This window comes from Bradyrhizobium sp. CCBAU 051011 (assembly GCF_009930815.1).
GTDB lineage: Bacteria > Pseudomonadota > Alphaproteobacteria > Rhizobiales > Xanthobacteraceae > Bradyrhizobium.
In genome coordinates, this window is sequence record NZ_CP022222.1 from 1,804,909 (window position 1) to 1,829,908 (window position 25,000).

Genomic DNA, 25,000 nt, shown 5'->3' on the forward strand with positions numbered 1-25,000 from the left:
ATTTTCACACAAGGCGCCCGCGCCGCAAACTGCTAGCTGAAAGGGCAGGCGCAGGCCACAACTGGATCACGATCACGCGGTAGCGCGATTGAGGCCGTGATCCGGTGCAACAGCGCTGATATGTTGCAATGCCATCACGTCAGGGGGAGCTTACATGGTCAAATCGGTCCATCTTCGCGCATGACCAACGGCAGTCCCATCGTGCCCAACGTGACCGGTCATGTTCTTCACGTGACCGGCCTGACCAAGAGCTACCGCGCCGCCGGCGAAGAGGTCGCGGTGTTGCGCGGGGTGAACCTTATGGTCGCTGCCGGCGAGAGCGTAGCGCTGACAGGGGAATCCGGCAGCGGCAAGAGCACGCTCCTGCACTTGATCGCCGGCCTCGATGCCGCCGATGGCGGCGAGATCAGGCTGGCCGATGCGTCGGTTTCCGAGCTCAGCGATGCCGGCCGGGCGGAATTGCGCCGCGACCGGCTCGGCCTGGTGTTTCAGCAATACAACCTGATTCCGAGTCTCACGGTGGAAGACAACCTGGTTTTCCAGTCGCGCATCGCCGGCCGTCATGATGCGGCCTGGCACCACGAACTGGTCGAGCGGCTCGGGCTCGGCCGTTTCCTGAAACGCTATCCCGAACAATTGTCCGGCGGCCAGCAGCAGCGTGTCGCGATCGGCCGCGCGCTGGCAACAAAGCCGCTGCTACTGCTCGCGGACGAGCCGACCGGCAATCTCGACGAGGACACCGCGGACGAAGTGCTGGCACTGGCGCGCGATCTGGTGACGCGCAGCGGCTGCGGGTTTCTGATGGTGACGCACAGCGCACGGCTCGCCGCAACGCTCGACCGGCAGGTCAATCTCCATGCCGGAGTGATCGCGTGAAACGCGCGCTGTGGACGCTGGCCGTGCTGCTGAGCCATTGGCGGCGGCATCCGATGCAACTCGCGACCCTGCTGATCGGGTTGATCTCGGCGACCGCGCTGTGGAGCGGCGTGCAGGCGCTCAACCAGCAGGCACGCACCTCCTATGACCGTGCCGCCGCCATGTTCGGCGGCACGCGCACCGCCATGCTGGTCGCCCGCAGCGGCGCAGCGCTTCCGCAACAACTCTTCGTCGATCTGCGCCGCGCCGGCTGGCCGGTTTCGCCGGTGCTGGAGGGCCGCATCCAGATCGAGGGACGGTCGTTCCGTCTGTTGGGCATCGAGCCGGTGACGCTACCCGGCGAAGTCGGGAACGCGCCGACAATCGGCAAGGCCGGCCTGCAATCCTTCATGACACCGCCGGGCGAAATGCTGGTCGCGCCGGAAACGCTTGCCGATCTCAAGCTCGCCGAGGGCGCGCGCCCACAAGCCAATGGCGGCGCATCACTGCCGCCGCTTCGCGTGCAGCCGAACCTGGTGCCCGGCGTGCTGGTCATCGACATCGGCATCGCGCAGAGCATCCTGAAAATGCCGGACCAACTTTCGCGCCTTCTGATCGGCAAGACGACAAGCAGGCACGCGCCGCTCGAAAGCGTTGCCGGCGACAAGCTTCGCCTGGTTAAGCCCGATGCCGAGACCGACCTCGAGCGCCTCACCGACAGTTTCCACCTGAACCTGACTGCTTTCGGATTGCTGTCGTTCTTTGTCGGCCTGTTCATCGTCAATTCGGCGATCGGTCTCGCCTTCGAGCAGCGCCTTCCGACCTTGCGCACCCTGCGCGCCTGCGGCGTCTCCGCGCGGATGATGAACGTCGTGCTGGTGATCGAACTGGTGTCGCTGGCGCTGGCTGCGGGGCTGATCGGCCTCGTTTGCGGCTACTTCATCGCCGGGGCGCTGCTGCCCGATGTCGCCGCATCGCTGCGCGGGCTCTACGGCGCGCAGATTCCGGGACACCTGACGCTCAAGCCGCAATGGTGGATCGCGGGCGTCGCCATCAGTATTCTCGGCGCGCTCGCTGCGGCCGCCGCCAGCCTGACCAAGGCGCTGCGACTGCCGCTACTCGCCACCGCCCAGCCTTTCGCCTGGCAACAGGCGCAGCGGCGCTGGCTGACTTATCAGAGCGCGCTGGCGCTCGCGGCGTTTGCAGCGGCTGGCTGCTTTTTGTGGTTTGGCGATTCCCTGATTGCGGGCTTTGCCGTGCTCGCCGCACTGATGCTCGGCGCCGCGCTGATCCTGCCGATGCTTCTGGAGATTGTCCTGTCGCTTGGCCAGCGCTACGCGCGGGCCCCGCTCGGCATCTGGTTCTGGGCTGATAGCCGCCAGCAACTGTCCGGCTTGTCGCTCGCCTTGATGGCGCTTTTGCTGGCGCTGTCAGTCAATGTCGGCGTCTCCACCATGGTCGAGAGCTTTTCCCGCACCTTCCTGGTTTGGCTCGACGGGCGGCTGGCGGCGGATGTCTATGTCAACGCCGCCAACGACGAGCAGGCGCACGAGATCAGGGCGTGGCTGCGCGAGCGTCCCGAGGTCGAGGCGGTGCTGCCCGGCGGCCGCGCCGATACGCAATTGGCCGGCGCGCCGCTCGAAGTGCTGGGTCTGCCCGATCACGCCACCTATCGCGACAACTGGCCGCTCTTACAATCGGCAGACAATGCCTGGATCAAGCTTCGCCCCGGCGACGCCGCGCTCGTCAGCGAACAACTGGCGCGGCGGCTTCATCTTTCCGTCGGCGACCGCATCGAGGTGCCCGCGTCAGGCGGCAACTGGACGCTCAACGTGGTCGGCATCTATGCCGACTACGGCAATCCCAAGGGCCAGATCGCGGTAAACTTCGCTGCGCTGACGCGGCGCTTTCCGGAGATCCCGCTGACGCGGATGGGATTGCGGGTTACACCGGCGAAAATCCCGGCGCTGATCTCGGCGCTGCAGGAAAAATTCGCCCTCGACAACCGCAACGTTGCCGATCAGGCAACGATGAAGGCGGAATCGACACGAATCTTCAACCGCACGTTTGCGGTGACGGCGGCGCTGAACGCCTTCACGCTCGGCGTGGCCGGCGTTGCGCTATTGACGAGCCTGCTGACGCTGGCCAATTCCCGCCTGCCGCAACTGGCGCCATTATGGGCCATCGGCGTCACCCGTCGGCGGCTCGCGGCGATCGAGCTCCTGAAGACGATGTCGGTGGCGCTGATCACCACACTCTTCGCGCTTCCTTTGGGTCTGCTGGTCGCGTGGTGCCTGCTCGCGATCGTCAACGTCAAGGCTTTCGGCTGGCGGTTGCCATTCCATGTCTTTCCGATGCAACTGTTGTGGCTCACCGGCGTTGCGATGGTGGCGGCGCTTGCGGCTTCCGCGCTTCCCGTCATCAGGCTGGCGCGCATGCAGCCCGCGAGCCTGATCAGGATTTTTGCCAATGAACGGTAGCGGCCCGATCACCCGCCGCGGCTTCATCGGCGGCGCGCTCCTTGCCGGGCTGGGCGGCAGCGCGTTCGCACAGGGCTTTGCGGGTTTGAGCGAAAGCGCGGATGGATTTGCGCCTGTTGTCCCCGACAGGACATTCGCATTTCCCGCCGACCACGGACCGCATCCACAATTCCGCATCGAGTGGTGGTATGTGACGGCCAATCTCACGGATGCGCGCGGAACGGCCTACGGCGCACAGTGGACGCTATTTCGCCAGGCGATCGCAGCAGGCGACCCGCAGGAAGGCTGGGCCAACCAGCAGATCTGGATGGGCCATGCCGCCGTCACGCGCGACGATACCCATCGCTTCAGCCAGACGTTTGCGCGCGGCGGCGTCGGCCAGGCTGGCGTCGAGGCGGCGCCGTTTCACGCCTGGATCGACGCCTGGGAGATGCGCGCCCTCGATTCCGTCAACGACGACAATATCGCACCGTGTGCGCTGAAAGCATCGGGCGCCGATTTCAGCTACGCGCTGCGCCTCGATGCGGAGCGGCCGCTGACGCTGCAGGGCGACGGCGGCTACAGCCGCAAATCACTGCGCGAACAGGCGTCTTATTATTACAGCCAGCCGCATTATACGGCGGCGGGCATTCTCACCATTGACGACAAGCCCATCGACGTTACCGGCATGGCCTGGCTCGATCGCGAATGGAGCAGTCAGCCGCTGGCCGCGGACCAGAGCGGATGGGACTGGCTCTCGCTGCATTTCAATTCGGGCGACAAATTGATGCTGTACCGGATGCGCCAGAACGACGGCCAGCATTACGGCTCCGGCAAGTGGATCGCGCCCGACAACACGGTCGAGACCCTGGGCTCCGACGACATCGTCATGACGCCGCTGACCGTCACCAAGATCGAAGGACGAAAGATCCCGACTGCCTGGCGCATTGCGGTCGCAAAAATGGCACTGGCGATCGAATGCCGGCCGCTCAATCCCAGGAGCTGGATGGGCACGAGCTTTCCCTATTGGGAAGGCCCGATTCGCTTTGAAGGCAGCCACACGGGAGTGGGCTATCTGGAAATGACGGGCTATTAAGCCCGCGCACGAAACAGGGGGAAACTTGGTGATGTATCATCTCACCGCGCTCGTCACCTTGCTGGCGATCCTGGTCTATTTCTACTCGTCAGTTCTGGTGTCGCGGGCGCGCGGCACGTTCGGCGTCAAGCTGCCGGCAATTTCGGGCAATCCGGATTTCGAGCGCGTGTTTCGCGCGCAGATGAATACGCTGGAATGGCTGCCGATCTTCCTGCCGTCGCTGTGGCTGTTCGCGATCTATGTCAGCGACGGCATTGCCGCCGCGATCGGGTTGGTGTGGGTGATCGGCCGCATTCTCTACGTGCTCGGCTACGCCAGGGCGGTCAAGGACCGCAGCCTGGGTTTTGCAATCCAGGCGCTGGCGACGATTGCGCTGTGGGTGGGCGCGCTCGGCACCATCGTGTGGCGGATTGTTCAGCAAGCCTTGTAGGGTGGGCAGAGGAGCGAAGCGACGTGCCCACCATCCATCAGCGAACGAGCTGCGAGATGGTGGGCACGCTTCGCTTTGCCCACCCTACGGCTTTTACTTCACCAGCGGGCAGCCCGAATCCTTGGCCGCGGGAAACGCCTTGTCGCCGGGCACGACGGCGAGCTGCTTGTAGTAATCCCACGGCTTCTTCGACTCCGACGGCTTCTTGACCTCGAACAGATAGAGGTCGTGCACCATGCGGCCGTTTTCGAGCACCTTGCCGCCTTGCGCGAAGTCGTCGTCCACCGGAAGCTCTTTCAGCTTTTTGGCGACCGCCTCGGTGTCCTTGGTGCCGGCGGCCTTCACCGCCTTCAGATATTGCAGCGTCGCCGAATAGGTGCCGGCCTGGATCATGTTCGGCATCCGGCCGGTGCGCTTGAAGAAGCGTTCGGCGAGGTTGCGGCTCTTGGGATCGCGGTCCCAGTAATAGCCTTCCGTCAGCACCAGACCTTGCGCAGCGTTGAGTCCGAGGCCGTGCACTTCGGCCAGCGTCAGCAACAGGCCGGCCAGCTTCTGGCCGCTCTTGACGATGCCGAATTCGGCGGCCTGCTTGATCGAATTTGTCGTGTCGAGGCCGGCATTAGCGAGGCCGATGATCTTGGCCTTCGAGCTCTGCGCCTGCAGAAGGAACGAGGAGAAATCCGACGAGTTCAGGGGAATGCGGACCGCGCCCAGCACCTTGCCGCCCTTCGCCTTGACGAAATCGCCGGTGTCTTTTTCCAGCGCATGGCCGAAGGCGTAGTCGGCGGTCATGAAGAACCAGCTATCGCCGCCGGATTCCACAAGCGCGCCGCCGGTGCCATAGGCGAGCGCGTGGGTATCGTAGGCCCAGTGAAAGCCGTAGGGCTGGCAGGCATCGCCGGTGAGGCGCGAGGTCGCTGCGCCCACGACGATGTCGATCTTCTTCATCTGCTTGGAAAGCTCGTGAATCGCGAGCGCGACCGAGGAGGTCGTCAGCTCCGTGATCATGTCGACGCCTTCGACCTCATACCAGCGCCGCGCGATCGCGGTGGCGAGATCCGCTTTGTTCTGGTGATCGGCGGAGATGATTTCGATCTTGTGCCCGAGCACCTCGCCGCCAAAATCCTCGATCGCCATCTTGGCGGCCTCGAACGACCACTTGCCGCCATAATCGGCGTAGACGCCGGATTGGTCATTAAGAATACCGATCTTGACGCCCTGCGCCGATGCCGGCGCGGCGAGCAAGAGACCACCCAGCGCAACGGCGGCCAACAATCCCGACTTCATTTTTTTCTCCCGGAATTTTTGGTCAGGGGAACCTGGCGACATTATTCAATAACCCCGCAAGTGCCCATCCATTTCGGATAGACCAAAAGTAGCGGGAACTTTGAAGTGGGGCACGTCAAAACCTGCCCGTCATTCCGGGGCGCACGGAACGCGAGCCCGAAAATGACGACGGTGAATTCACACCGCAACCGGCTTCTTGCCCTTCCCGTCCGCGAGATTGCGCACGATGACGTAGAAGATCGGCGTGAAGATCAGGCCGAACAGCGTCACGCCGAGCATGCCGAAGAAAACCGCGACGCCCACCGCCTGACGCATCTCGGAGCCGGAGCCCGACGAGATCACCAGCGGCAGCACGCCGAGGATGAAGGCGAACGACGTCATCAGGATCGGCCGCAAGCGCAGCCGGCAGGCTTCGATGACAGCCTCCAACCGCGCCTTGCCCTCGAGCTCGATATCGCGCGCGAACTCGACGATCAGAATAGCATTCTTGGCCGCCAACCCCACCAACACCACGAATCCGATCTGGGTCAGGATGTTGACGTCCTGTCCCATGATCCGCACGCCAATGGTAGCGGCAAGCAGGCACATCGGCACGATCAGGATGACCGCGAACGGCAGGCTCCAGCTGCCATATTGCGCCGCCAGCACCAGATAGACGAACAGCACGCAGATCGGAAACACGAGGAGGCCAGCTTGGCCGCCGGTCACCTGCTGATAGGACAAATCTGTCCATTCAAAGCCGAAGCCGGTCGGCAGCGTCTGCTCGGCAAGCTTCTTCATGGTGTCGATGGCAGTCGCCGAGCTGGTGCCCGGCAGCGTGTCGCCCTGCAGCTCGGAAGCTGGATAGAGATTGTAGCGTGCGACGCGGTCGGGGCCGGAGATATCCTTGAAGTCCACGAGGCTGCCGAGCATCACCATGTCGCCGGCAGCGTTGCGGGTGCGCAGGCGTGAGAGATCGGCGCTCTCTTTCCGGAACGGCAGATCGGCCTGTGCCGTGACGCGATAGGTGCGCCCGAACAGGTTGAAGTCGTTGACATAAGTCGATCCGAAATAGGTCTGGATCGCCTCATTGATGTTCGCGATTGGCACGCCGAGCTTCTGCGCCTTCACGCGGTCGATATCGACGAACAATTGCGGCGTGTTGGCGGTAAACGGCGAGAACACCTGGGTCAGCCCCTGTGCCTTGCGGGCAGCGCCGACCAGTTCGTCGGTCGCAGCCGCCAGCAGTTCAGGGCCGCGCACCTGGCGATCCTGGATACGCATGGCGAAGCCGCCGCCGGTACCGATGCCGGGCACCGCCGGCGGCGGAATGACGACGATGAACGCGCCCTGGATGCTCGCAAGCCGCTTGCGCAGCTCACCGGCAATTGCGTCGGCGGACAGTCCCTTCTTGTGGCGAACCTCCGGATCTTCGAACACGGGGAATAGCGCCGCGGCGTTGCTCGCTTGCGTGCGGGTTGCGCCCGAGAAGCCCGCAAACGCCGCGACCCGGATGATGCCGGGCGTATCGAGCGCTCTTTTCTCGATCTCCCTGACGACCTCGGTCGTCCGCGCCAAAGAGGCCGCGCCCGGAAGCTGCACGGAGACGATGACGTAGCCGCGATCCTGCGGCGGAATGAAACCCTGCGGTGTGGTGACGAGCAACCATCCGGCGCCGCCGATCAGCGCCACATAGACCAATAGCATCACCACCGAATGCCGGATCACGAAATCGGCGGCGCGGGCGTAGCCATGCGAGAGCCGGTCGAAGCCGCGATTGAACGCGCCGGCAAACGCGTTCCAGCCGCGGGCGATGAAATTCCAGCGCGCCGGCGGCCGCTTGTCCGCATGCGGCTTCAGGATCTGCGAGGCCAACGCGGGCGACAGCGTCAACGAACAGAAACATGAAATCGCGGTCGCCACCGCAATGGTGACGGCGAATTGCTGGAAGAATTGCCCTGATATGCCGCCGAGAAACGCCGTCGGCACGAACACCGCGCACAGCACCAGCGCGATCGAAACCAGCGCGCTGCCGACCTCTTCCATGGTACGGAGCGCCGCATCGCGGCGGCTCATGCCGTGCTCGAGATGGCGCTCGACGTTTTCGACTACCACGATCGCGTCATCGACCACGATGCCGACCGCAAGCACCAAACCGAACAGGGTCAAATTGTTGATCGAGAAGCCCAGCGCAGCCATCACCGCAAAGGTGCCGACCAGCGATACCGGAATCGCGATGATAGGAATGATGGCCGGTCGCCAGCCCTGTAGGAACACGACCACCACGAGCACGACCAGCGCCATCGCTTCGTAGATCGTCTTGATCAGCTCGCTGACGGACTGCGCAATGAATTCGGTCGGGTTGTAACCGATATTGTAGTCGAGCCCCTGTGGAAAGCTGGCTTTCAGCTTTTCCATCGTGTCCGAAATGCCCTTGGCGGTTGCCAGCGCGTTGGAGCCCGGCCGCTGGGTCACCAGCATGGCGACGGCGGATTTCCGCAGCATGAAGCTGTTGGTCGCATAGGCGAGCGCACCGAGCTCGATCCGCGCGACATCGCGCAGCCGCACGATACGCCCGTCGGCACCGGCCTTGACCACGATCTCCTCGAACTGTTTGGGATCCTTCAATCGGCCGGTGAAGGTAAGATTCGGCGAAAAGGCGCGGTCGGCAATCGGCGGTTCGGCGATCTGGCCGCCCGCGATCTGCACGTTCTGCGACCGGATCGCCGCAACTATTTCGCCCGCTGTCAGACCCAGCGTGGAGACCTTGTCGGGATCGAGCCACAGCCGCATCGAATAGTCGCGCGCGCCGAAGATCTGGATGTCGCCGACGCCGTCGAGCCGGTCCAGCTGGTCGCGGACTCGCAGCAGCGCGTAGTTACTGATGTAGAGCTGGTCGAACGTGTCGTCCGGCGACAGCATGAACACGACCATCAGGATGTCGGGGCTGTTCTTGCGGGTGACGACGCCGCCGCGCTGCACTTCTTCGGGCAGCCGCGGCTGCGCAATCGCGACGCGGTTCTGCACCAGCACCTGCGCCTTGTCGAGATCGGTCCCGAGCTTGAACGTAACTGTTATCGTCAACTGTCCGTTCGAGGTCGCCTGGCTGTAGAGATACAGCATGTCCTCGACGCCGTTGATTTCCTGCTCGATCGGGGCGGCGACGGTGTCAGACACGGTTTGCGCCGAGGCGCCGGGATATTGCGTGGTAACCGTCACCGTCGGCGGAACCACTTGCGGATATTCCGCGACCGGCAGCGTGGTGTAGGCGATCGCGCCAACGATCATCAGCACGATCGACAGCACCATCGCAAGAATGGGCTGGTTGATGGAAAGCCGGCCAAGATTCATGTCTTGCCACCGGCCGGCTTGACCTCGGCGGTCTGCGGGGTGACTTTCGCACCCACGCGCGCCCGCTGCAGGCCGTCGACGATGACGCGGTCTTCAGCTTTTATCCCTTCGCGGATCACGCGCAGGCCTTCATCCAGCGGCCCAAGCGTCACCGGCTTCGCCTCGACCGTATTGTCGTCCTTGACGACAAAAACGATCTTGCGCGACTGGTCGGTCGCAATCGCGGTATCAGGCAGCAACAACGCCTCATAAGGCGCACTGCCGATGATCCGAACGCGGCCGAACTGGCCGGGGAGGATCGAAAGATCCTTGTTGGGGATGACAGCGCGGCTGCGCAGCGTCCCGGTCGAGACATCAAGGCGGTTGTCGAGGAAATCCATCTTGCCGTCGTGCGATGGCTTGGTCTCGCCCGTGAGCGTTACCTGGACCGGGTTCGGCGTATCACGCGAGCTCGGCCGTTTGCCTTCGAACCAGAGCCGGCTGTTCCTCTGGTAAGTCGCTTCATCGACGTCGAAATAGATGTAGATCGGATCAAGCGAGACGATCGAGGTCAGCAGCGTGGATCCGCCATCGCTGCCCTGCACGAGGTTGCCGGGCGTGACGAGATGTCGGCTGACGCGGCCGGTGATCGGCGCCATCACATGGGTGAATTCGATGTTGAGCTTGGCGGCCTTGAGCAATCCTTCGGCCTGCATTTCCGCCGCGCGCGCCGCCTGCAGAGTTTGGCGGCGCTGGTCGACGATGGAATCCGACACGGCCTGGGTCTGGTTCAACGTCAATGCGCGATCGAGTTCGCGCCTGGCAAGCTCGGCCCTCGCCCGCGCGTCGGACAATTGGCCGTCGGCCTGCTCGGCGACCGCCTCGAACGGACGGGCGTCGATCACATAAAGCAGATCGCCCGCGCGCACGATGCTACCGTCGCGGAATTCGACACTGGTCACGAAACCGCCGACGCGGGCGCGAACCTGGACTTCCTGAACCGCCTCGAACCGTCCGGTGAATTCATCCCAATCCGTAACCGTGCGTTTCACCGGTTGCGACACGGTGACCGTTGGCGGCGCCGCCGCCGGCTGTTGCGCCGCCTTGTCGCCGCAGGCGGACAGCGCCAGCGCGAGCAGCGGGGCCAGCCAACCGAGGCGACGAAGTGCGGGAATATCAATGTTTGCCGGTGCAGCCGGACTTTCCAATTGCTCGGTCGTGCTCAATCCCATCTCTCCTGCACTCACAACATCCTGATCGATGGAAGCGGCTGCCATGGAACCTTGAAGGGCGGAGGCCACAGATGTGATCAGTTCCCAGTCTCGTCAAGAACCCGGCCGGATCAAGCACAATCGTTATGCACCCGCATAGCCAACGCCTGCGCCACGCGTATTTCAGGCTTTCCGCACTGCGATGAGGGCGGGATCCGCCGCGACGAGGGCCCAGCTAATCGCCGCCTGATGACGAAAACGTGACGCCACACGAAGGCGTCTTGCCGCCCTGCCGCCCTCTCGTCATTCCGAGGACGCGGGCTCCGGAATGGCGGGGATGCTCAATCATAGGATGATTTTCGCTTCGCGATATTCATTGCCATGGGTACCGGTGTCGATGGGTATCGCTGCGCTCCACCCATCCTACGAGACCTTCCCGAGCATCATCTTCGGGCATGACGCCGCGAATTTCCTCCGCTAACCTTGTGGCAAGGCCCGCGACAAGGGCCAGAAAATGTCCGGGGAGGACAAGGGTGCACCGAGGGCGTGTCGTGTTCGGCGCGATGGACGAGGTCGTGTTCGGGCGGCCGGCGTCCGAGGCGCTCGTCGAGCAGTTGAACCGGCTCGGCGCTACACGCACCTTTCTGATGGTCAGCGGCACCCTCAACCGCCAAACCGATGAAATCGAGAACATCCGCCGCGCGCTGGGACCACGCTGCGCCGGTACCTTCGACGCGATGCCGCCGCATACGCCCCGCTCGGCCGTCATTGCCGCCACCGAACAAGCCCGCGCCGCGAATGCCGATCTCATCGTCACCATCGGCGGCGGCTCCATCACCGACGGCGCCAAGGCAGTGCAGCTTTGCCTCGCCAACGATGTCCGCAAGCCTGAAGACATCGACCGGATCAAGGCGGGGCGCGGCGGTTCGCCGCAACTGGCAGCGCCGACCGTGCGCCAGATCAGCGTGCCGACGACGATTGCCGGCGGCGAGTTCTCCGCTACCGCCGGCGTCACCAATGAGAAGACGAGGGTCAAGGAAGGGCTGCGTCATCCGCTGATCATGCCGCGCGCGGTGATCCTCGATCCCTGGCTCAGCCTGCACACGCCGGAATGGCTGTGGCTCTCGACCGGCATCCGCGCCGTCGACCATTGCGTCGAAGGTATCTGTTCGCGCGAGGCGCATCCTTACGGCGACGCGCAGGCGCTGAAGGGCCTGTCGATGCTGGCGCAGGCGCTGCCGCGGGTAAAGGCCGATGCCAAAGACCTCGATGCACGAATGGATTGCCAGATCGGCACCTGGCTTTCGACCGGACCGCTGGCCTCCGGCGTGCCGATGGGCGCCAGCCACGGCATCGGCTACGTCCTCGGCGCCGAGTTCGGCGTACCGCACGGCTACACTTCCTGCGTGATGCTGCCGGCGGTGATGCGCTGGAACAAGACGGTCAATGCCGAGCGCCAGGCGCTGGTCGCTGGCGCCATGGGGCACCCGAACGAGGACGCCGGCGGCGTGCTCGACCGCTTCATTCGCAGCCTCGGCATGCCGCGCAGCCTGCGCGAGGTCAAAGTCGGCTCCGAGCATTTCGACCGTATCGCGCAGGCCGCGATGGCGACGCCCTGGGTGCCGCGCAACCCGCGCAAGATCGAGGGACCGGCGCAGGTGCGCGAGATCCTGGACATGGCCGCGTAAGGAGACCAAAGCCCAACATGTACACCGGCAAGCACGTTCATCTTCGTCCGCTTCAGCCCGCCTTCATCATGGCGTCTTCGGGCGAAACCGTCACCTATCGCGAACTGGATGCCCGCTCCAACCGGCTAGCGCATCTGTTTCGCAAGTGTGGTCTGAAGCGGCTCGATCACTATTCGATCTTCATGGAGAACAACAGCCGCTATCTCGAAGCCTGCGGCGCCGGCGAGCGCTCGGGCCTCTATTATACCTGCGTAAATTCCTACCTGACGGCGGGCGAGCTCACCTACATCCTGACCAACAGCCAATCGCGCATCCTTATCACGTCGAAGGAAAAACTCGATGTGGCGCGCGAGGCGTTGAAGGAATGCTCCCAGGTCGAACTCTGCATCGTCGCCGATGGCGCGGGCGAAAGCGATCGCATTGTCGGCCTGCAAGAAGTAACGGCAGATATGCCGCACACACCGATCGCCGACGAGTGTATCGGCACCGCGATGCTTTATTCCTCCGGCACCACCGGCCGCCCGAAGGGGATTCTACGTCCGCTGCCGGAACTGCCGGCCGATCAGCAATTGCCGCTGTTCGATTTCCTGGTGAAGATCTGGCAGTACCGCGAGGGCATGATCTATCTGTCGCCCGCGCCGCTCTACCACTCAGCGCCGCAGGCCGCCGTCAACCTCACGATCAAGATGGGCGGCACCGCCATCATCATGGAACGGTTCGATCCCGAACATTATCTCGAACTGGTTCCGAAATGGGGCGTCACGCATACCCAGCTCGTGCCGACGATGTTCTCGCGCATGCTGAAACTGCCGGAGGAGGTGCGGACGCGCTACGACCTCTCATCCCTTGAAATCGCGATCCATGCCGCGGCGCCTTGCCCTGCGGCGGTGAAGGACGACATCATCAAATGGTGGGGACCGATCATCCATGAATATTACGGCGCCACCGAGGGTCTCGGCTTCACCTCCTGCGACAGCGAGCAATGGCTGGCCCATCGCGGTACCGTCGGCAAGGTGCTGCTCGGCGAGCTGCATATTCTCGACGAGAACATGAATGAGTGCCCGGTCGGCACACCAGGCACGGTGTGGTTCAAGACCGCCACGCCCTTCGAATATTTCAACGATCCGGCCAGGACCCAGGAGGCCCGCTCGGCCGACGGCAGCATGAGCACGGTCGGCGACGTCGGTTATGTCGATGATGACGGCTATCTCTATCTGACCGACCGCGCGACCTTCATGATCATCTCCGGCGGCGTGAATATCTATCCGCAGGAATGCGAGAACCTTCTGATCACCCATCCCAAGATCGCCGATGCCGCGGTGTTCGGCGTGCCCAATCCGGATCTCGGCGAGGAGGTGAAGGCCGTGGTGCAGCCGATGCCGGGCATTTCGCCGGGGCAGGAACTGGCCGACGAGTTGATCGCCTTCTGCAGGCAGTCGCTGTCGCGCCAGAAGGTGCCGCGCTCGATCGACTTCGAGGCGGAATTGCCGCGGCTTCCGACCGGCAAGCTCTACAAGAGGCTGTTGCGCGACCGCTATTGGGGCAACAAGACCTCGCGGATCGTCTGAAGTTGCGACGATGTGAGATGGTGAAGCCGAACACGACGTCGCAATGCCCGGTGGGTGCGGTGCATCATCGGGTGAGGCATTTTGGCGCGAGCCGCGAGCGGCTGCACCGCAACGAACTTGCCGGTTTCGCAGAAAATGGGCCGGGCGGCGCACGCGTTCCGCCACACGGATTTCGATTACGTCGAATTACCAACTTCAGCACGGACTTGCCCGGTTGCCCGGACGGATCGTCATGCTATCGTCCCATGCAATCGGCCAGTCGAGACCGAATGATGTGGAGGGAATCATGCGGAGCGTTCATGCGCTTGCCGCCGCGGCGGTGTTATTGCTGCCGGCTTACGACCTTGCCTCGGCGGAGCCGAAACAGGGCGGCATCCTCCGGGTCTATCACCGCGACAGCCCGGGCAGCGCCTCGATCCATGAAGGCGCGACCTATTCGATCAACGTTCCCTTCATGCCGGTCTTCAACAACCTCGTCATGTTCAAGCAGGACGTGGCGCAGAACAGCGTGGAGTCGATCGTTCCCGATCTCGCCGAGAGCTGGGCCTGGAGCAGCGACAACAAGAAACTGACCTTCAAGCTGAAACAGGGCGTCAAATGGCACGACGGAAAGCCGTTCACGTCGGCCGACGTCAAATGCACCTTCGATATGCTGATGGGCAAATCGCAGCAGAAGTTCCGGCAGAACCCGCGAAAGTCCTGGTACGACCAGGTCAACGAGGTGACCGTCAACGGTGATTTCGAGGCGTCGTTCGAACTGAAGCGGCCGCAGCCGGCGCTGATTTCGCTGCTCGCGTCCGGCTACACGCCGGTGTATCCCTGCCACGTCTCGCCCGCCGATATGCGCACCAAGCCGGTTGGCACCGGCCCGTTCAAGTTCGTCGAGTTCAAGGCCAACGAGTCGATCAAGCTCACCAAGAATCCCGACTATTTCAAGAAGGGCCTGCCGCATCTCGACGGCATGGAATTCACCATCATCCCGAACCGCTCGACGGCGATTCTCGGATTCGTTTCCGGCAAATTCGACATGACCTTCCCGACCGAAGTGTCGATACCGCTGCTGAAGGAGGTCAAGGCGCAGGCGCCGAACGCGGTCTGCGTGGTCGAGCCGATCAACGTCTCCACCAACATCATCGTCAACTCCTCCTCCCCACCATTCGACAATCTCGACATCAGGCGCGCGCTGGCGCTGGCGCTGGATCGCAAGGCGTTCATCCAGATCATGTTCGAGGGGCAGGCCGATATCGGCGGCACCATGTTGCCGGCGCCGGGCGGCCTGTGGGCGATGCCGAAGGACATGATGGAATCGATTCCCGGCTACGGCCCCGACATCAACGCCAACCGCGAAGAGGCGCGCAAGCTGATGCAGAAGGCCGGCTACGGCCCGGACAAGCGCCTCGCCGTCAAGGTCGCCACCCGCAACATTCCGATCTACCGCGACCCTGCCGTCATCCTGATCGACCAGATGAAGAACATCTATATCGATGGCGAGCTTGACGTCGTCGACACCGCGCAATGGTTCCCGAAAGTCGCACGCAAGGATTACTCGCTCGGCCTCAACCTCACCGGCAACGCCGTCGACGATCCCGACCAGTCGTTCTACGAGAACTATTCCTGCGGATCGGAGCGCAACTACACCAACTACTGCAACAAGGAGATCGAGAAGCTGTTCGACCAGCAGTCGGCCGAGACCGACAAGGAGAAGCGGAAGAAGCTGGTCTGGGAGATCGACAAGAAGTTGCAGGAGGACGTGGCGCGGCCGATCATCTTCCACGGCCGTACCGGGACGTGCTGGAATCCCTACGTCAAGGGCATCACCGTGATGGTGAACAGCTCCTATAACGGCTATCGTTACGAAGACGTCTGGATGGACAAGTAATGTCCAGCCGCGATAGCGTTTTCGAGCGAAAGCCTGCCCCGGACGTGATCCGGGGCGCATCCCGGTTCACGTGAAAAAAACGCATCAAAGCAAGAAGCGAGAGCCCGGTTCTGATTCTTCAGAACCGAAGGGGCTCCAGCCGATGGGTCAGGGAGAGTAGCCGGGTGTTTGCTTACATCGTGCGACGCCTCGCCTTGATGCTCGTGACCCTGGTCGGGATCTCGATCATCATCTTCGTCCTGCTGCGCGTCGTTCCCGGCAACATCGTCGACATCCTGTTCGATGCCGCCGGCTTCGTCGATCCGACCGACAAGGCCAACCTGGAAAAGGAACTCGGCCTCAACCTGCCGATCTACCAGCAATATCTGAACTGGATCGGCGGGTTGCTGCACGGCGATCTCGGCTATTCCTATGTGTCGGAAAAACCGGCGCTGCAGGAAATCCTGCCGCGCATTCCGATCACCGCACGGCTGGCGGCGCTGGCGCTGTTGTTCTCGGCTTCAATCGGCATTCCGTTGGGCGTGTTGAGCGCCGTCCATCAGGGTTCAAAACTTGATTATACGCTCCGCGTCGTCAGCCTGAGCGGCCTGTCGTTGCCCTCGTTCTGGCTTGGCCTGTTGATCCTGATGGCGTCGGTCTCGCTGTTCGGCAGCATGCCGATCTACAATCCGAATCCGAAAACCTGGACGGAAGCATTCGCGATCTACGCCGTCCCGGCGATGGCGGTCGGCTTTCGCAGCGCCGCACTGACCATGCGCATCACGCGCTCTTCGATGCTGGAAATCTTGCGGCAGGATTACATCCGCACCGCGCGCGCCAAGGGCGCTTCCGAGACATCCGTCAATTATCGCCACGCGCTGAAGAACGCCATTTTGCCCGTCATCACCGTGATCGGAATCGAGGCCGCGTTCCTGATCGGCGGGCTGATCGTCACCGAAACCGTGTTCAATATCCCCGGCGTCGCCCGCTTCCTGGTCGAGGCGCTGCGCTGGCGCGATTATCCGATCGTCCAGAACCTCGTGATGCTGATCGCCGTGGTCGTGGTGGTCGCAAACTTCACCGTCGACATGCTTTACGCCGCGATCGACCCGCGCATCCGGTATGGGGACTAGCCGCGTGACCACGATCAATTTCGACAACGAACTGAGGCGAGCCGGCGCGCATTCCACGCATGGCTGGCGCCGGCTATTGTTCCTGGCGCAGCGCTATATGCTCGGCACAATCGGCCTCGTCATCATGGTGCTGTTCGTCTGGATGGCGATATCGGCCGACCTGATCTGCCGCTTCAGCCCGCTCAGCGTCGATTCCGCGCACCGGCTGGCGCCGCCCGACGCCGTGCATTGGATGGGCACCGATTCATTCGGCCGCGACGTCTGGAGCCGGATCGTGCACGGCGCGCGCATCTCGCTCGCCGTCGGCATCGGCGCTACCGCGCTGGGATCCTCGATCGGCGTCATCGTCGGCCTCGCATCGGGCTACCTGTCGGGCTGGGTCGATCTGCTGTTCCAGCGCGTCACCGACATTTTGCAGGCTCTGCCGCTTCTGGTGCTGGCGCTGGTGATGACGGCGGCGCTCGGGCCGTCGCTGCCGAACGTGATTATCGCCATTGCGATCCCGCTGATCCCGACGGTCGCCCGCGTGATCCGCGCCAATACACTGGCGCTGCGCGAACTGCCTTTTGTCGAAGCCGCCAAATCGATCGGCATGAGCGAAACGCGTATCGCGCTGCGTCATGTGCTGCCCAACACGCTGGCTCCGTTGATCGTGCTGGCGACCGCGCAGCTCGGCTCCACCATTCTCACCGAAGCCTCGCTGTCGTTCCTCGGCCTCGGCATTCCCGAGCCCTATCCGTCCTGGGGCCGCATGCTGTCGGAATCGGCCGCCGAATATGTTCGCACCGCGCCGTGGCTGGTGATCTTCCCGGGGGTAGCCATCTCCCTTGCCGTGTTCGGCACCAATCTGTTCGGCGATGCGCTGCGCGACATCCTCGACCCGAGGCAACGCGGCTGATGAACGAGGCGCGTAAGGACGACACCATTCTCGATGTGAAGAACCTGCAGACGGTGTTCTTCACCAGTTCCGGCCTGTTCCGGGCGGTCGACGACGTCTCGTTCAACGTCCGCCGCGGCGAGACGCTGGCGATCGTCGGCGAATCCGGTTGCGGCAAGAGCGTGACCGCGCTCTCGGTGATGCGGCTGGTGCCGGATCCGCCCGGCCGCGTGGTCGGCGGCAAAGTCACATTGGAGGGCACCGATCTCCTCAGCCTTGATGAAGCCGAGATGCGCAAGATCCGCGGTAACCGGATCTCGATGATCTTTCAGGAGCCGATGACCTCGCTCAATCCGGTGATGCGGATCGGCGACCAGATCACCGAAGTGCTGCGCCTGCACCAGGAGATGACGTCGAAGGCTGCCTGGGCCAAGGCAGTTGAGATGCTTCGTCTCGTCCGCATTCCCGAGCCGGAGCGGCGCGCGCAGGAATACCCGCATCAGCTCTCCGGCGGCATGCGCCAGCGCGCGATGATCGCGATGGCGCTGGCATGCCGACCGGCGCTGCTGATCGCGGACGAGCCGACCACCGCGCTCGACGTGACGATCCAGGCGCAGATCCTGGCACTGATCGTCGATCTGCAGAAGACGCTCGGCACCGGGCTGATCCTGATCACGCACGACCTCGGCGTGGTGGCGCAGACCGCGCAGCGCGTCATCGTGATGTATGCCGGCAAGAAGGTCGAGGAAGCGACGGTAGAGGATTTGTTCGAGAATCCCAAACACCCCTACACGCGCGGCCTGATGGCCTCGATGCCGGCGGTGATTTCCTTCGGCGCCAGGACCGACGCGCGGCTGAACGAGATTCCCGGTATGGTGCCGTCGCTGACCAACCTGCCGCCGGGCTGCGCCTTTGCCCCGCGCTGCAGCCTCGCCGTTGACCGCTGCCGCGCCGAATATCCGCCGCTGCAGGAAGTCGATGGCGACCACTTCGCCGCGTGTTGGCGCGCGGCCGAGTTGGTGGGTGCGCCATGACCGACCAACGTCCTCTCCTCGAGGTGACCGACCTCGTCAAGCATTACGCGGTGCGCGGCGGTGTGCTGCGTCGGCGCGTAGGCACCGTGCATGCGGTTGACGGCGTCAGTTTTTCCGTCGGCAGGGGCGAGACGCTCGGCCTCGTCGGCGAATCCGGTTGCGGCAAATCGACGGTCGCGCGCAGCGTGTTGCGGCTGGTGGAGCCGTCGAGCGGCGCCATCAAACTGAACGGCACCGATATCACCGGCCTCAGCAAGACCGAGATGCGGCCGCATCGCCGCTCGATGCAGATCGTGTTCCAGGACCCGTTCGCCTCGCTCAACCCACGCATGACCGCGGGCGATATCGTCGGCGAACCGCTCGGCGTGCACGGACTGGCCACCGGCCGCGCGCAACAGGAACGCGTCGCAGAATTATTCGGGCAGGTCGGCCTGCGGGCGGACCAGATGAAGAACTATCCGCACCAGTTCTCCGGCGGACAACGGCAGCGCATCTGCATCGCGCGGGCACTGTCGCTCGGGCCCAGCCTGATCGTGTGCGACGAGCCGGTGTCCGCACTCGACGTCTCGATCCAGGCGCAGGTGATCAATCTGTTGATCGACCTGCAGCGCAAGAACGATTTTTCCTACCTGTTCATCGCTCACGACCTCGCCGTCGTCGCCCATATCAGCCACCGCGTCGCCGTGATGTATCTCGGGCGCATTGTCGAAATCGCCGACAAGGCCGAATTGTTCGCCAATCCGCGCCATCCCTACACGCAGGCGCTGCTCGCGTCGGTCCCGATCGCCGATCCCAAGGCAAAGCGCCTTGCGCCGATGGTCGACGGCGACGTCCCGAGCCCGATCAATCCACCCTCCGGCTGCGCCTTCCACACCCGCTGTCGCTACGCGATGGACCGCTGCAAGGTGGAACGCCCGGCGCTGGTGGAAGCCGGCGAAGGGCATCAGGTGGCGTGCTGGTTGAATGATGGGACGGGACGGCCGGAGTGAGATTCGTAGATGGGGTAACGGGCCCCGGTCCACCCTCCAGGCAAGCCGCGCTTGCTACGGCGGTGTTGGGTGGCGCGCTTCGCGCGACCTGCCTGGAAGGCGGGCGGTCGTCCCTCACATTGATGGTGTTACGGAGTCAGAGGGATGAGCCTCGCTCCAAGCATCAAGGAGAGACGACCATGGAGCATTATGCCGGAATCGACGTGTCATTGGAATGCTCGAGCGTGTGCGTTGTCGACGCCAATGGCAAGATCGTGCGCGAGGCCAAGGTGGCGAGCGAGCCGCAAGCCCTAATCGCCTGGTTCGGTTCGCTGGGCTTCGGCCTGGAGCGGATCGGGCTGGAGGCCGGACCATTGTCGCAATGGCTGTTTGCGGCCATGAAGATAGCCGGCCTTGCCGTGGAACTGCTGGAGACGCGGCACGTGCGGAAGGCGTTCGAGGCGATGCCGGTCAAGTCGGATCGCAACGATGCCCGCGGCATCGCGCAACTGATGCGGCTGGGCTGGTTCCGGCCAGTGCATTGCAAATCGATGAGTGCGCAAGAGACCCGATCGCTGCTGACGGCGCGCAAGCTGGTGCAATCGAAGCTTCACGACGTGGAGAACAGTCTGCGCGGGATCCTGCGCGGTTTTGGCCTGAAGGTTGGCAAGACGACCGGGCAGACGTTCGCGGGACGGATCGAGGAGCTCGTGGCGGGCCACCCGCACCTGCAAACGATCGCCAAGGCGCTGCTAGCGGTGCGAACAGTGCTGCGGGCCGAGTTCGCAGCCTTCGAGAAGCAGATCCGCAGGATGGTGCGATCCGACATGCAAGCACGGCTGCTGACGTCAGTCCCGGCGGTCGGCCCAATCGTGGCGCTAACCTATGCCAGCGCGATCGACGATCCAGCCCGGTTCAAATCGTCGAAGCAGGCAGGAGCCCATTTCGGGTTGACCCCGAAGAAGCATCAATCCGGCGAGACCGACTACACCGGCCGGATCAGCAAGATCGGTGATGCTTCGGTGCGCACGGTGCTTTACGAAGCCGCCAACGTCATGCTGACCAAGCCGGTCAAAGGCTGTTCGCAATTGAAGAGCTGGGCCATGCGGATCAAACGGCGCGCCGGCACGAACAAAGCCAAAGTGGCGCTGGCGCGCCGGCTCGCGGTGATCATGCATCGCATGCTCGCCGACGGAACACCCTTTAACGCCGCTGCTGCCGCAGCCTAACAGGAGAGACACAACAGTTTTCGGGCGGGTCACAACACCAGGCCTTCTCGAAGCGAAGTCCCTTCGCCGGGACGATGGATCAGGTCAGGCCGTTGCCCACCAGGTCGCCCTCGTGAGCACGCACAACGTAGATTGGTCGACCTATCCTCTTCCAACCCCATCAGGTGGCGGCCCTGCGCCGACCCCGTACAGAAGCGAGACCCCGGCGGGCGGACAACGCAAAGGGATTGACTAATCGAGGCCCGTTACAGAAGGGTGGGCAAAGCGTAGCGTGCCCACCATTTCGCGCACGGCAAGAATGGTGGGCACGTCGCTACGCTCCTTTGCCCACCCTACGCACCTACGCCGCCGAAATCTCGACCACGATCCTGCCCGTCGTCACTTGCTCGCCCTCGGCGACATCGATGGCTGACACCGTGCCGGCAACACCCGCCGTATGCACGTGCTCCATCTTCATCGCCTCCAGCGTCATCACAGGCTGGCCGGCGGCGACCTGCTCGCCTGGCTTGACCAGCACTGCCGCCACCCGCCCGTTCATCGCCGCGCGCACCTTGCCGTCGCCACCGGCGGCGGAGGCAGATTCCGGCGCTGCAAGCGTCAGGTCGCGCACGGCGATCGTGACACCGCGATGCAGGATGTACAGACGATCGCCATCGCGCAGAAACCTTGCCGATTCCATCACACCGTCGGTACGGAAGCGGATCGTATCGCGGCCGAGTTCGTCGATCTCGAAACGAAACTCGCTGCCGTCAACGGCTGCGATATACCCACCATCGCGGCCACGCGCGATGTCTACCTCCAGCACGCCACGGCCGGGATCGATCCGCATCGTCAGCGGAAACGTCGCCGCCAGACTGCGCCCGCTTCGCCAGGGCGGCGCATGCGGATTGGTGACGTAGAGCAACAGCGCCGCCAGTGCGGCCTCCGCTTTATCATTCGCGCGCGGCGCAAGCAGTTCATCACGGTGATTGCCGATGAAGGAAGTGGTCGCCTCGCCCTTGGCGAAGCTGGGATGGCGGAGGCAGGAAATCAGGAATCCCTGATTGGTGGTGACGCCGAAGGCGGCGGTCTGCTCCAGGCCGCAGATCAGCCGGCCCCGCGCCTCGCTGCGATCGGCGCCGTGGCTGATGACCTTGGCGATCATCGAATCGTAGAATGGCGGGATTTCGGAACCGGATTGCAGCGCGTGCTCGGCGCGGACGCCGTCCGGCATCTGCCACAGCGCCATCCGTCCCGACTGCGGCATGAAGTCATGGTCCGCATCTTCCGAGCACAGCCGCACCTCGATAGCATGGCCGAAGAATTTGACGTCTTCCTGCCTGAGCCCGAGCCGTTCGCCGGCGGCAATCCGCAACTGCAGTTCGACCAGATCGAGCCCGGTGATCGCCTCGGTGACGGGATGCTCGACCTGCAACCGCGTGTTCATTTCCATGAAATAGAACTCGCCGCCCTCGTCGAGCAGGAATTCCAGCGTGCCCGCGCCCTCATAGCCGATCGACTTGACGGCCTCCACCGCGACCGCGCCCATCCGCGCCCGCAATTCCGGCGTCACCTTCGGAGACGGCGCTTCCTCGATCAGCTTCTGATGCCGGCGCTGCACCGAGCAGTCGCGTTCGCCGAGATGGATGGCGTTGCCGTAGCGATCACCGAACACCTGGATCTCGATGTGGCGGGGATCGACGATGGCGCGCTCCAGAATGACGGCGGGATCACCGAACGCGCCTTGCGCCTCGGACCGTGCGCTGCGCAGCGCATCCGGAAACGCCGCGGCGTCCTCGACCAGCCGCATGCCGCGCCCACCGCCGCCGGCGACCGCCTTGATCATGACGGGGAAGCCGATCTTCCCAGCTTCCGCCAGCATCACGGCGTCGCTCTGGTCCGCACCCTGATAGCCGGGAACGATGGGCACGCCGGCCTCTCGCATGATGTCCTTGGCGCCGGCCTTGTTGCCCATCGCCCGGATCGCCTCCGGCGACGGACCGATGAACACCAGCCCGGCATCGCGGCAGGCTTGGGCAAAATCCTCATTCTCAGCGAGGAAGCCGTAGCCCGGATGCACCGCGCCGGCGCCGCTGGCTTTGGCGGCAGCGATGATCGCATCGACCCGCAAATACGACTGCGCCGGCAGCGCCTCACCAATGCGCACCGCCTGATCGGCCTCGCGGACATGCAGCGCGTCACGATCGGCGTCGGAATAGACGGCGACCACGCCATAACCTAGCCGGCGCGCCGTGCGCATGATCCGCAGCGCGATCTCGCCGCGGTTGGCGACGAGAACCTTGAAGAACGGCGTCCGCTTCATTGGCATCCCGCTCATGGCCGGGCGACCGAGAATTGCATGCGCTGCGGCGTGCGGGACTCGGCTTCGCGGCAGATCGCCAGCACTTCGGCAAGCACGCTGCGGGTATCGCGCGGGTCGATCACGCCGTCATCGAGCACGCGCGCGCTGGTCGAGAACACGTCCATCTGGCCGTCGAACACGCCGGTGATCTGCGCCTTCATCGCCTCCAGCTTTTCCTTCTCAATCGGCTTGCCGCGCCTGACAGCCGCAGCCTCGGTCACGATCGCCATGGTCTCGGCCGCCTGCTCGCCGCCCATCACGGCGGTCTTGGCGTTCGGCCAGGAGAAGCAGAAACGCGGATGGAAGCCGCGCCCGCACATGCCGTAATTGCCGGCGCCGAACGATGCCCCGCAATAGATCGTGATCTGCGGTACGGTCGCCGAGGTTACCGCCTGGATCATCTTGGAGCCGTGCTTGATCATGCCGGCTTCCTCATAGGCTCGGCCCACCATGTAGCCGGTGGTGTTGTTCATATAGAGGATCGGCGTGCGTGACTGGCAGCAGGCCTGGATGAAATGCGTCGCCTTGTTGGCGCCGGGCACGTCGAGCGGGCCGTTATTGGTGATGATCCCGATCGCCTGCCCTTCGATGCGGGCGTGGCCGCACACGGTCGCCGGGCCGTAATTGGCGCCGAACTCGGTAAAATCGGAATCGTCGACGAAACGCGCGATAGCCTGGCGCATGTCGACCGGGCGTTTGTGATCCATCGGCATGATGCCGAGCAACTCCTCCGCATCGTAGCGCGGCGGCTTGAAGGAAGCTTCCGCCGGCTTCGGCCGATCCCATTCCAGATTGGCCATGATATCGCGCGCGATCCGCAGTGCATCGCGGTCGTCCTCGGCCAGATAATCGCCAAGGCCGGAAATGGAGGTATGCATCTCGGCGCCGCCGAGTTCCTCCTCCGTCGCGATCTCTCCCGTCGCCGCCTTCAGCAGCGGTGGGCCAGCGAGGAATGCGCGGGTGCGGCCGCGGACCATCACGATGTAGTCGGATAATCCCGTTTGATAGGCGCCGCCGGCGGTCGACGATCCATGCGTCACAGTGACGACGGGCAGTCCGGCCGCCGACAGCCGCGCCAGGTTGCGAAAAATGTTGCCGCCGCGGATAAAGTCCTCGACGCGGTAGCGCAGCAGATTGGCGCCGGCGCTTTCAACGAGTTGCACATAAGGCAGCTCGTTCTCCAGCGCCAGTTCCTGCACCCGCAGCGTCTTGTCGAGACCGAACGGCTGCAATGCGCCGGCATCGATGCCGGAATCATTGGCGCTGACCATGCAGCGGATGCCGGAGACAAAGCCGATGCCTGCGATCACGCCACCGCCGGGTACGCTCTTTTCGGCGTCCGGCACGTCGAACATGTATCCGGCAAGCGTCGATAGTTCGATGAAGGGCGAGCCGGGATCGAGCACCAGCGCCACGCGCTCGCGCGGCAGCAATTGCCCGCGCTTGTGGAAGCGATCCTTGGCCGCGGCCGATGCGGCGCGCGTGCGATCCTCCAGCGAGCGCATCCGCGCGATCAGCGCCAGCATGCCGTCGCGATTGGCCTTGAAGGCGGCGCTCGAAGGCGAGATGGTGGTTTCGAGAATGGCCATAAACTATTTTACTCCGTCATTCCGGGATGGTCCGAAGGACCAGACCCGGAATCTCGAGATTCCGGGTT

At 63.8% G+C, this 25,000-nt stretch carries 17 protein-coding genes; 12 read left to right on the forward strand and 5 right to left on the reverse strand.

What is annotated here, in order from left to right; translation table 11 throughout:
- Positions 1-180: 180 nt before the first annotated feature.
- Genes ACH79_RS08675 through ACH79_RS08690 form a run of 4 tightly spaced genes read left to right on the forward strand, consistent with a single transcriptional unit; the run spans position 181 to position 4,840 of the window.
- On the forward strand, positions 181-876 hold the full coding sequence (locus tag ACH79_RS08675; RefSeq protein ID WP_161850646.1) for an ABC transporter ATP-binding protein: 696 nt from the start codon (positions 181-183) through the stop codon (positions 874-876).
- Complete coding sequence (locus ACH79_RS08680; RefSeq protein ID WP_161850647.1) at positions 873-3,335, forward strand: ABC transporter permease; 2,463 nt, start codon at positions 873-875, stop codon at positions 3,333-3,335. Before ACH79_RS08675 ends, ACH79_RS08680 begins: the two co-directional genes overlap by 4 nt.
- A complete protein-coding gene (locus tag ACH79_RS08685) occupies positions 3,325-4,410 on the forward strand; it encodes a lipocalin-like domain-containing protein (RefSeq protein ID WP_161850648.1) in 1,086 nt (361 codons plus the stop codon). Before ACH79_RS08680 ends, ACH79_RS08685 begins: the two co-directional genes overlap by 11 nt.
- A gap of 31 nt (positions 4,411-4,441) precedes the next feature.
- Positions 4,442-4,840, forward strand: a complete 399-nt coding sequence (locus ACH79_RS08690) for an MAPEG family protein (protein ID WP_161850649.1) — start codon at positions 4,442-4,444, stop codon at positions 4,838-4,840.
- 93 nt (positions 4,841-4,933) lie between these two features.
- Here ACH79_RS08690 and ACH79_RS08695 read toward each other — a convergent pair whose 3' ends face one another.
- From ACH79_RS08695 to ACH79_RS08705, 3 genes are all read right to left on the reverse strand, one after another.
- Entirely contained in the window at positions 4,934-6,127 is a 1,194-nt protein-coding gene (locus ACH79_RS08695; protein ID WP_161850650.1) for an ABC transporter substrate-binding protein, read from the reverse strand.
- A gap of 177 nt (positions 6,128-6,304) precedes the next feature.
- Positions 6,305-9,457, reverse strand: a complete 3,153-nt coding sequence (locus ACH79_RS08700; protein ID WP_161850651.1) for an efflux RND transporter permease subunit — start codon at positions 9,455-9,457, stop codon at positions 6,305-6,307.
- A complete protein-coding gene (locus ACH79_RS08705) occupies positions 9,454-10,617 on the reverse strand; it encodes an efflux RND transporter periplasmic adaptor subunit (protein ID WP_371419454.1) in 1,164 nt (387 codons plus the stop codon). The genes ACH79_RS08700 and ACH79_RS08705 overlap by 4 nt, the downstream gene beginning before the upstream one ends.
- Before the next feature lie 563 nt (positions 10,618-11,180).
- On the opposite strand from ACH79_RS08705, the gene ACH79_RS08710 reads away from it, so the two are divergent.
- The 8 genes from ACH79_RS08710 (at position 11,181) to ACH79_RS08745 (ending at position 21,002) form a co-directional block, all read left to right on the forward strand.
- The gene (locus tag ACH79_RS08710) at positions 11,181-12,335 is read left to right on the forward strand and encodes an iron-containing alcohol dehydrogenase (protein ID WP_161850652.1); all 1,155 of its coding nucleotides are present in this window, start codon (positions 11,181-11,183) and stop codon (positions 12,333-12,335) included.
- Between the two features lie 17 nt (positions 12,336-12,352).
- A complete protein-coding gene (locus ACH79_RS08715; protein WP_161850653.1) occupies positions 12,353-13,903 on the forward strand; it encodes an AMP-binding protein in 1,551 nt (516 codons plus the stop codon).
- Positions 13,904-14,189: 286 nt separating this feature from the next.
- The gene (locus tag ACH79_RS08720) at positions 14,190-15,782 is read left to right on the forward strand and encodes an ABC transporter substrate-binding protein (protein ID WP_161850654.1); all 1,593 of its coding nucleotides are present in this window, start codon (positions 14,190-14,192) and stop codon (positions 15,780-15,782) included.
- Positions 15,783-15,946: 164 nt separating this feature from the next.
- Entirely contained in the window at positions 15,947-16,894 is a 948-nt protein-coding gene (locus ACH79_RS08725; RefSeq protein WP_161850655.1) for an ABC transporter permease, read from the forward strand.
- A complete protein-coding gene (locus ACH79_RS08730; RefSeq protein WP_371419378.1) occupies positions 16,884-17,792 on the forward strand; it encodes an ABC transporter permease in 909 nt (302 codons plus the stop codon). Before ACH79_RS08725 ends, ACH79_RS08730 begins: the two co-directional genes overlap by 11 nt.
- Positions 17,792-18,805: an ABC transporter ATP-binding protein gene (locus ACH79_RS08735; protein ID WP_161850657.1), complete on the forward strand. Its 1,014-nt coding sequence runs from the start codon at positions 17,792-17,794 to the stop codon at positions 18,803-18,805. The genes ACH79_RS08730 and ACH79_RS08735 overlap by 1 nt, the downstream gene beginning before the upstream one ends.
- A complete protein-coding gene (locus tag ACH79_RS08740) occupies positions 18,802-19,794 on the forward strand; it encodes an ABC transporter ATP-binding protein (RefSeq protein ID WP_161850658.1) in 993 nt (330 codons plus the stop codon). Before ACH79_RS08735 ends, ACH79_RS08740 begins: the two co-directional genes overlap by 4 nt.
- 179 nt (positions 19,795-19,973) lie before the next feature.
- Positions 19,974-21,002 (forward strand): IS110 family transposase, encoded by a 1,029-nt coding sequence (locus ACH79_RS08745; protein ID WP_161849768.1) that lies wholly within the window; start codon positions 19,974-19,976, stop codon positions 21,000-21,002.
- Positions 21,003-21,342: 340 nt separating this feature from the next.
- Here ACH79_RS08745 and ACH79_RS08750 read toward each other — a convergent pair whose 3' ends face one another.
- Both ACH79_RS08750 and ACH79_RS08755 read right to left on the reverse strand, forming a co-directional pair.
- The gene (locus tag ACH79_RS08750; RefSeq protein WP_161856281.1) at positions 21,343-23,304 is read right to left on the reverse strand and encodes an acetyl-CoA carboxylase biotin carboxylase subunit; all 1,962 of its coding nucleotides are present in this window, start codon (positions 23,302-23,304) and stop codon (positions 21,343-21,345) included.
- 11 nt (positions 23,305-23,315) lie between these two features.
- The gene (locus ACH79_RS08755; protein WP_161850659.1) at positions 23,316-24,932 is read right to left on the reverse strand and encodes an acyl-CoA carboxylase subunit beta; all 1,617 of its coding nucleotides are present in this window, start codon (positions 24,930-24,932) and stop codon (positions 23,316-23,318) included.
- Positions 24,933-25,000: the final 68 nt, after the last annotated feature.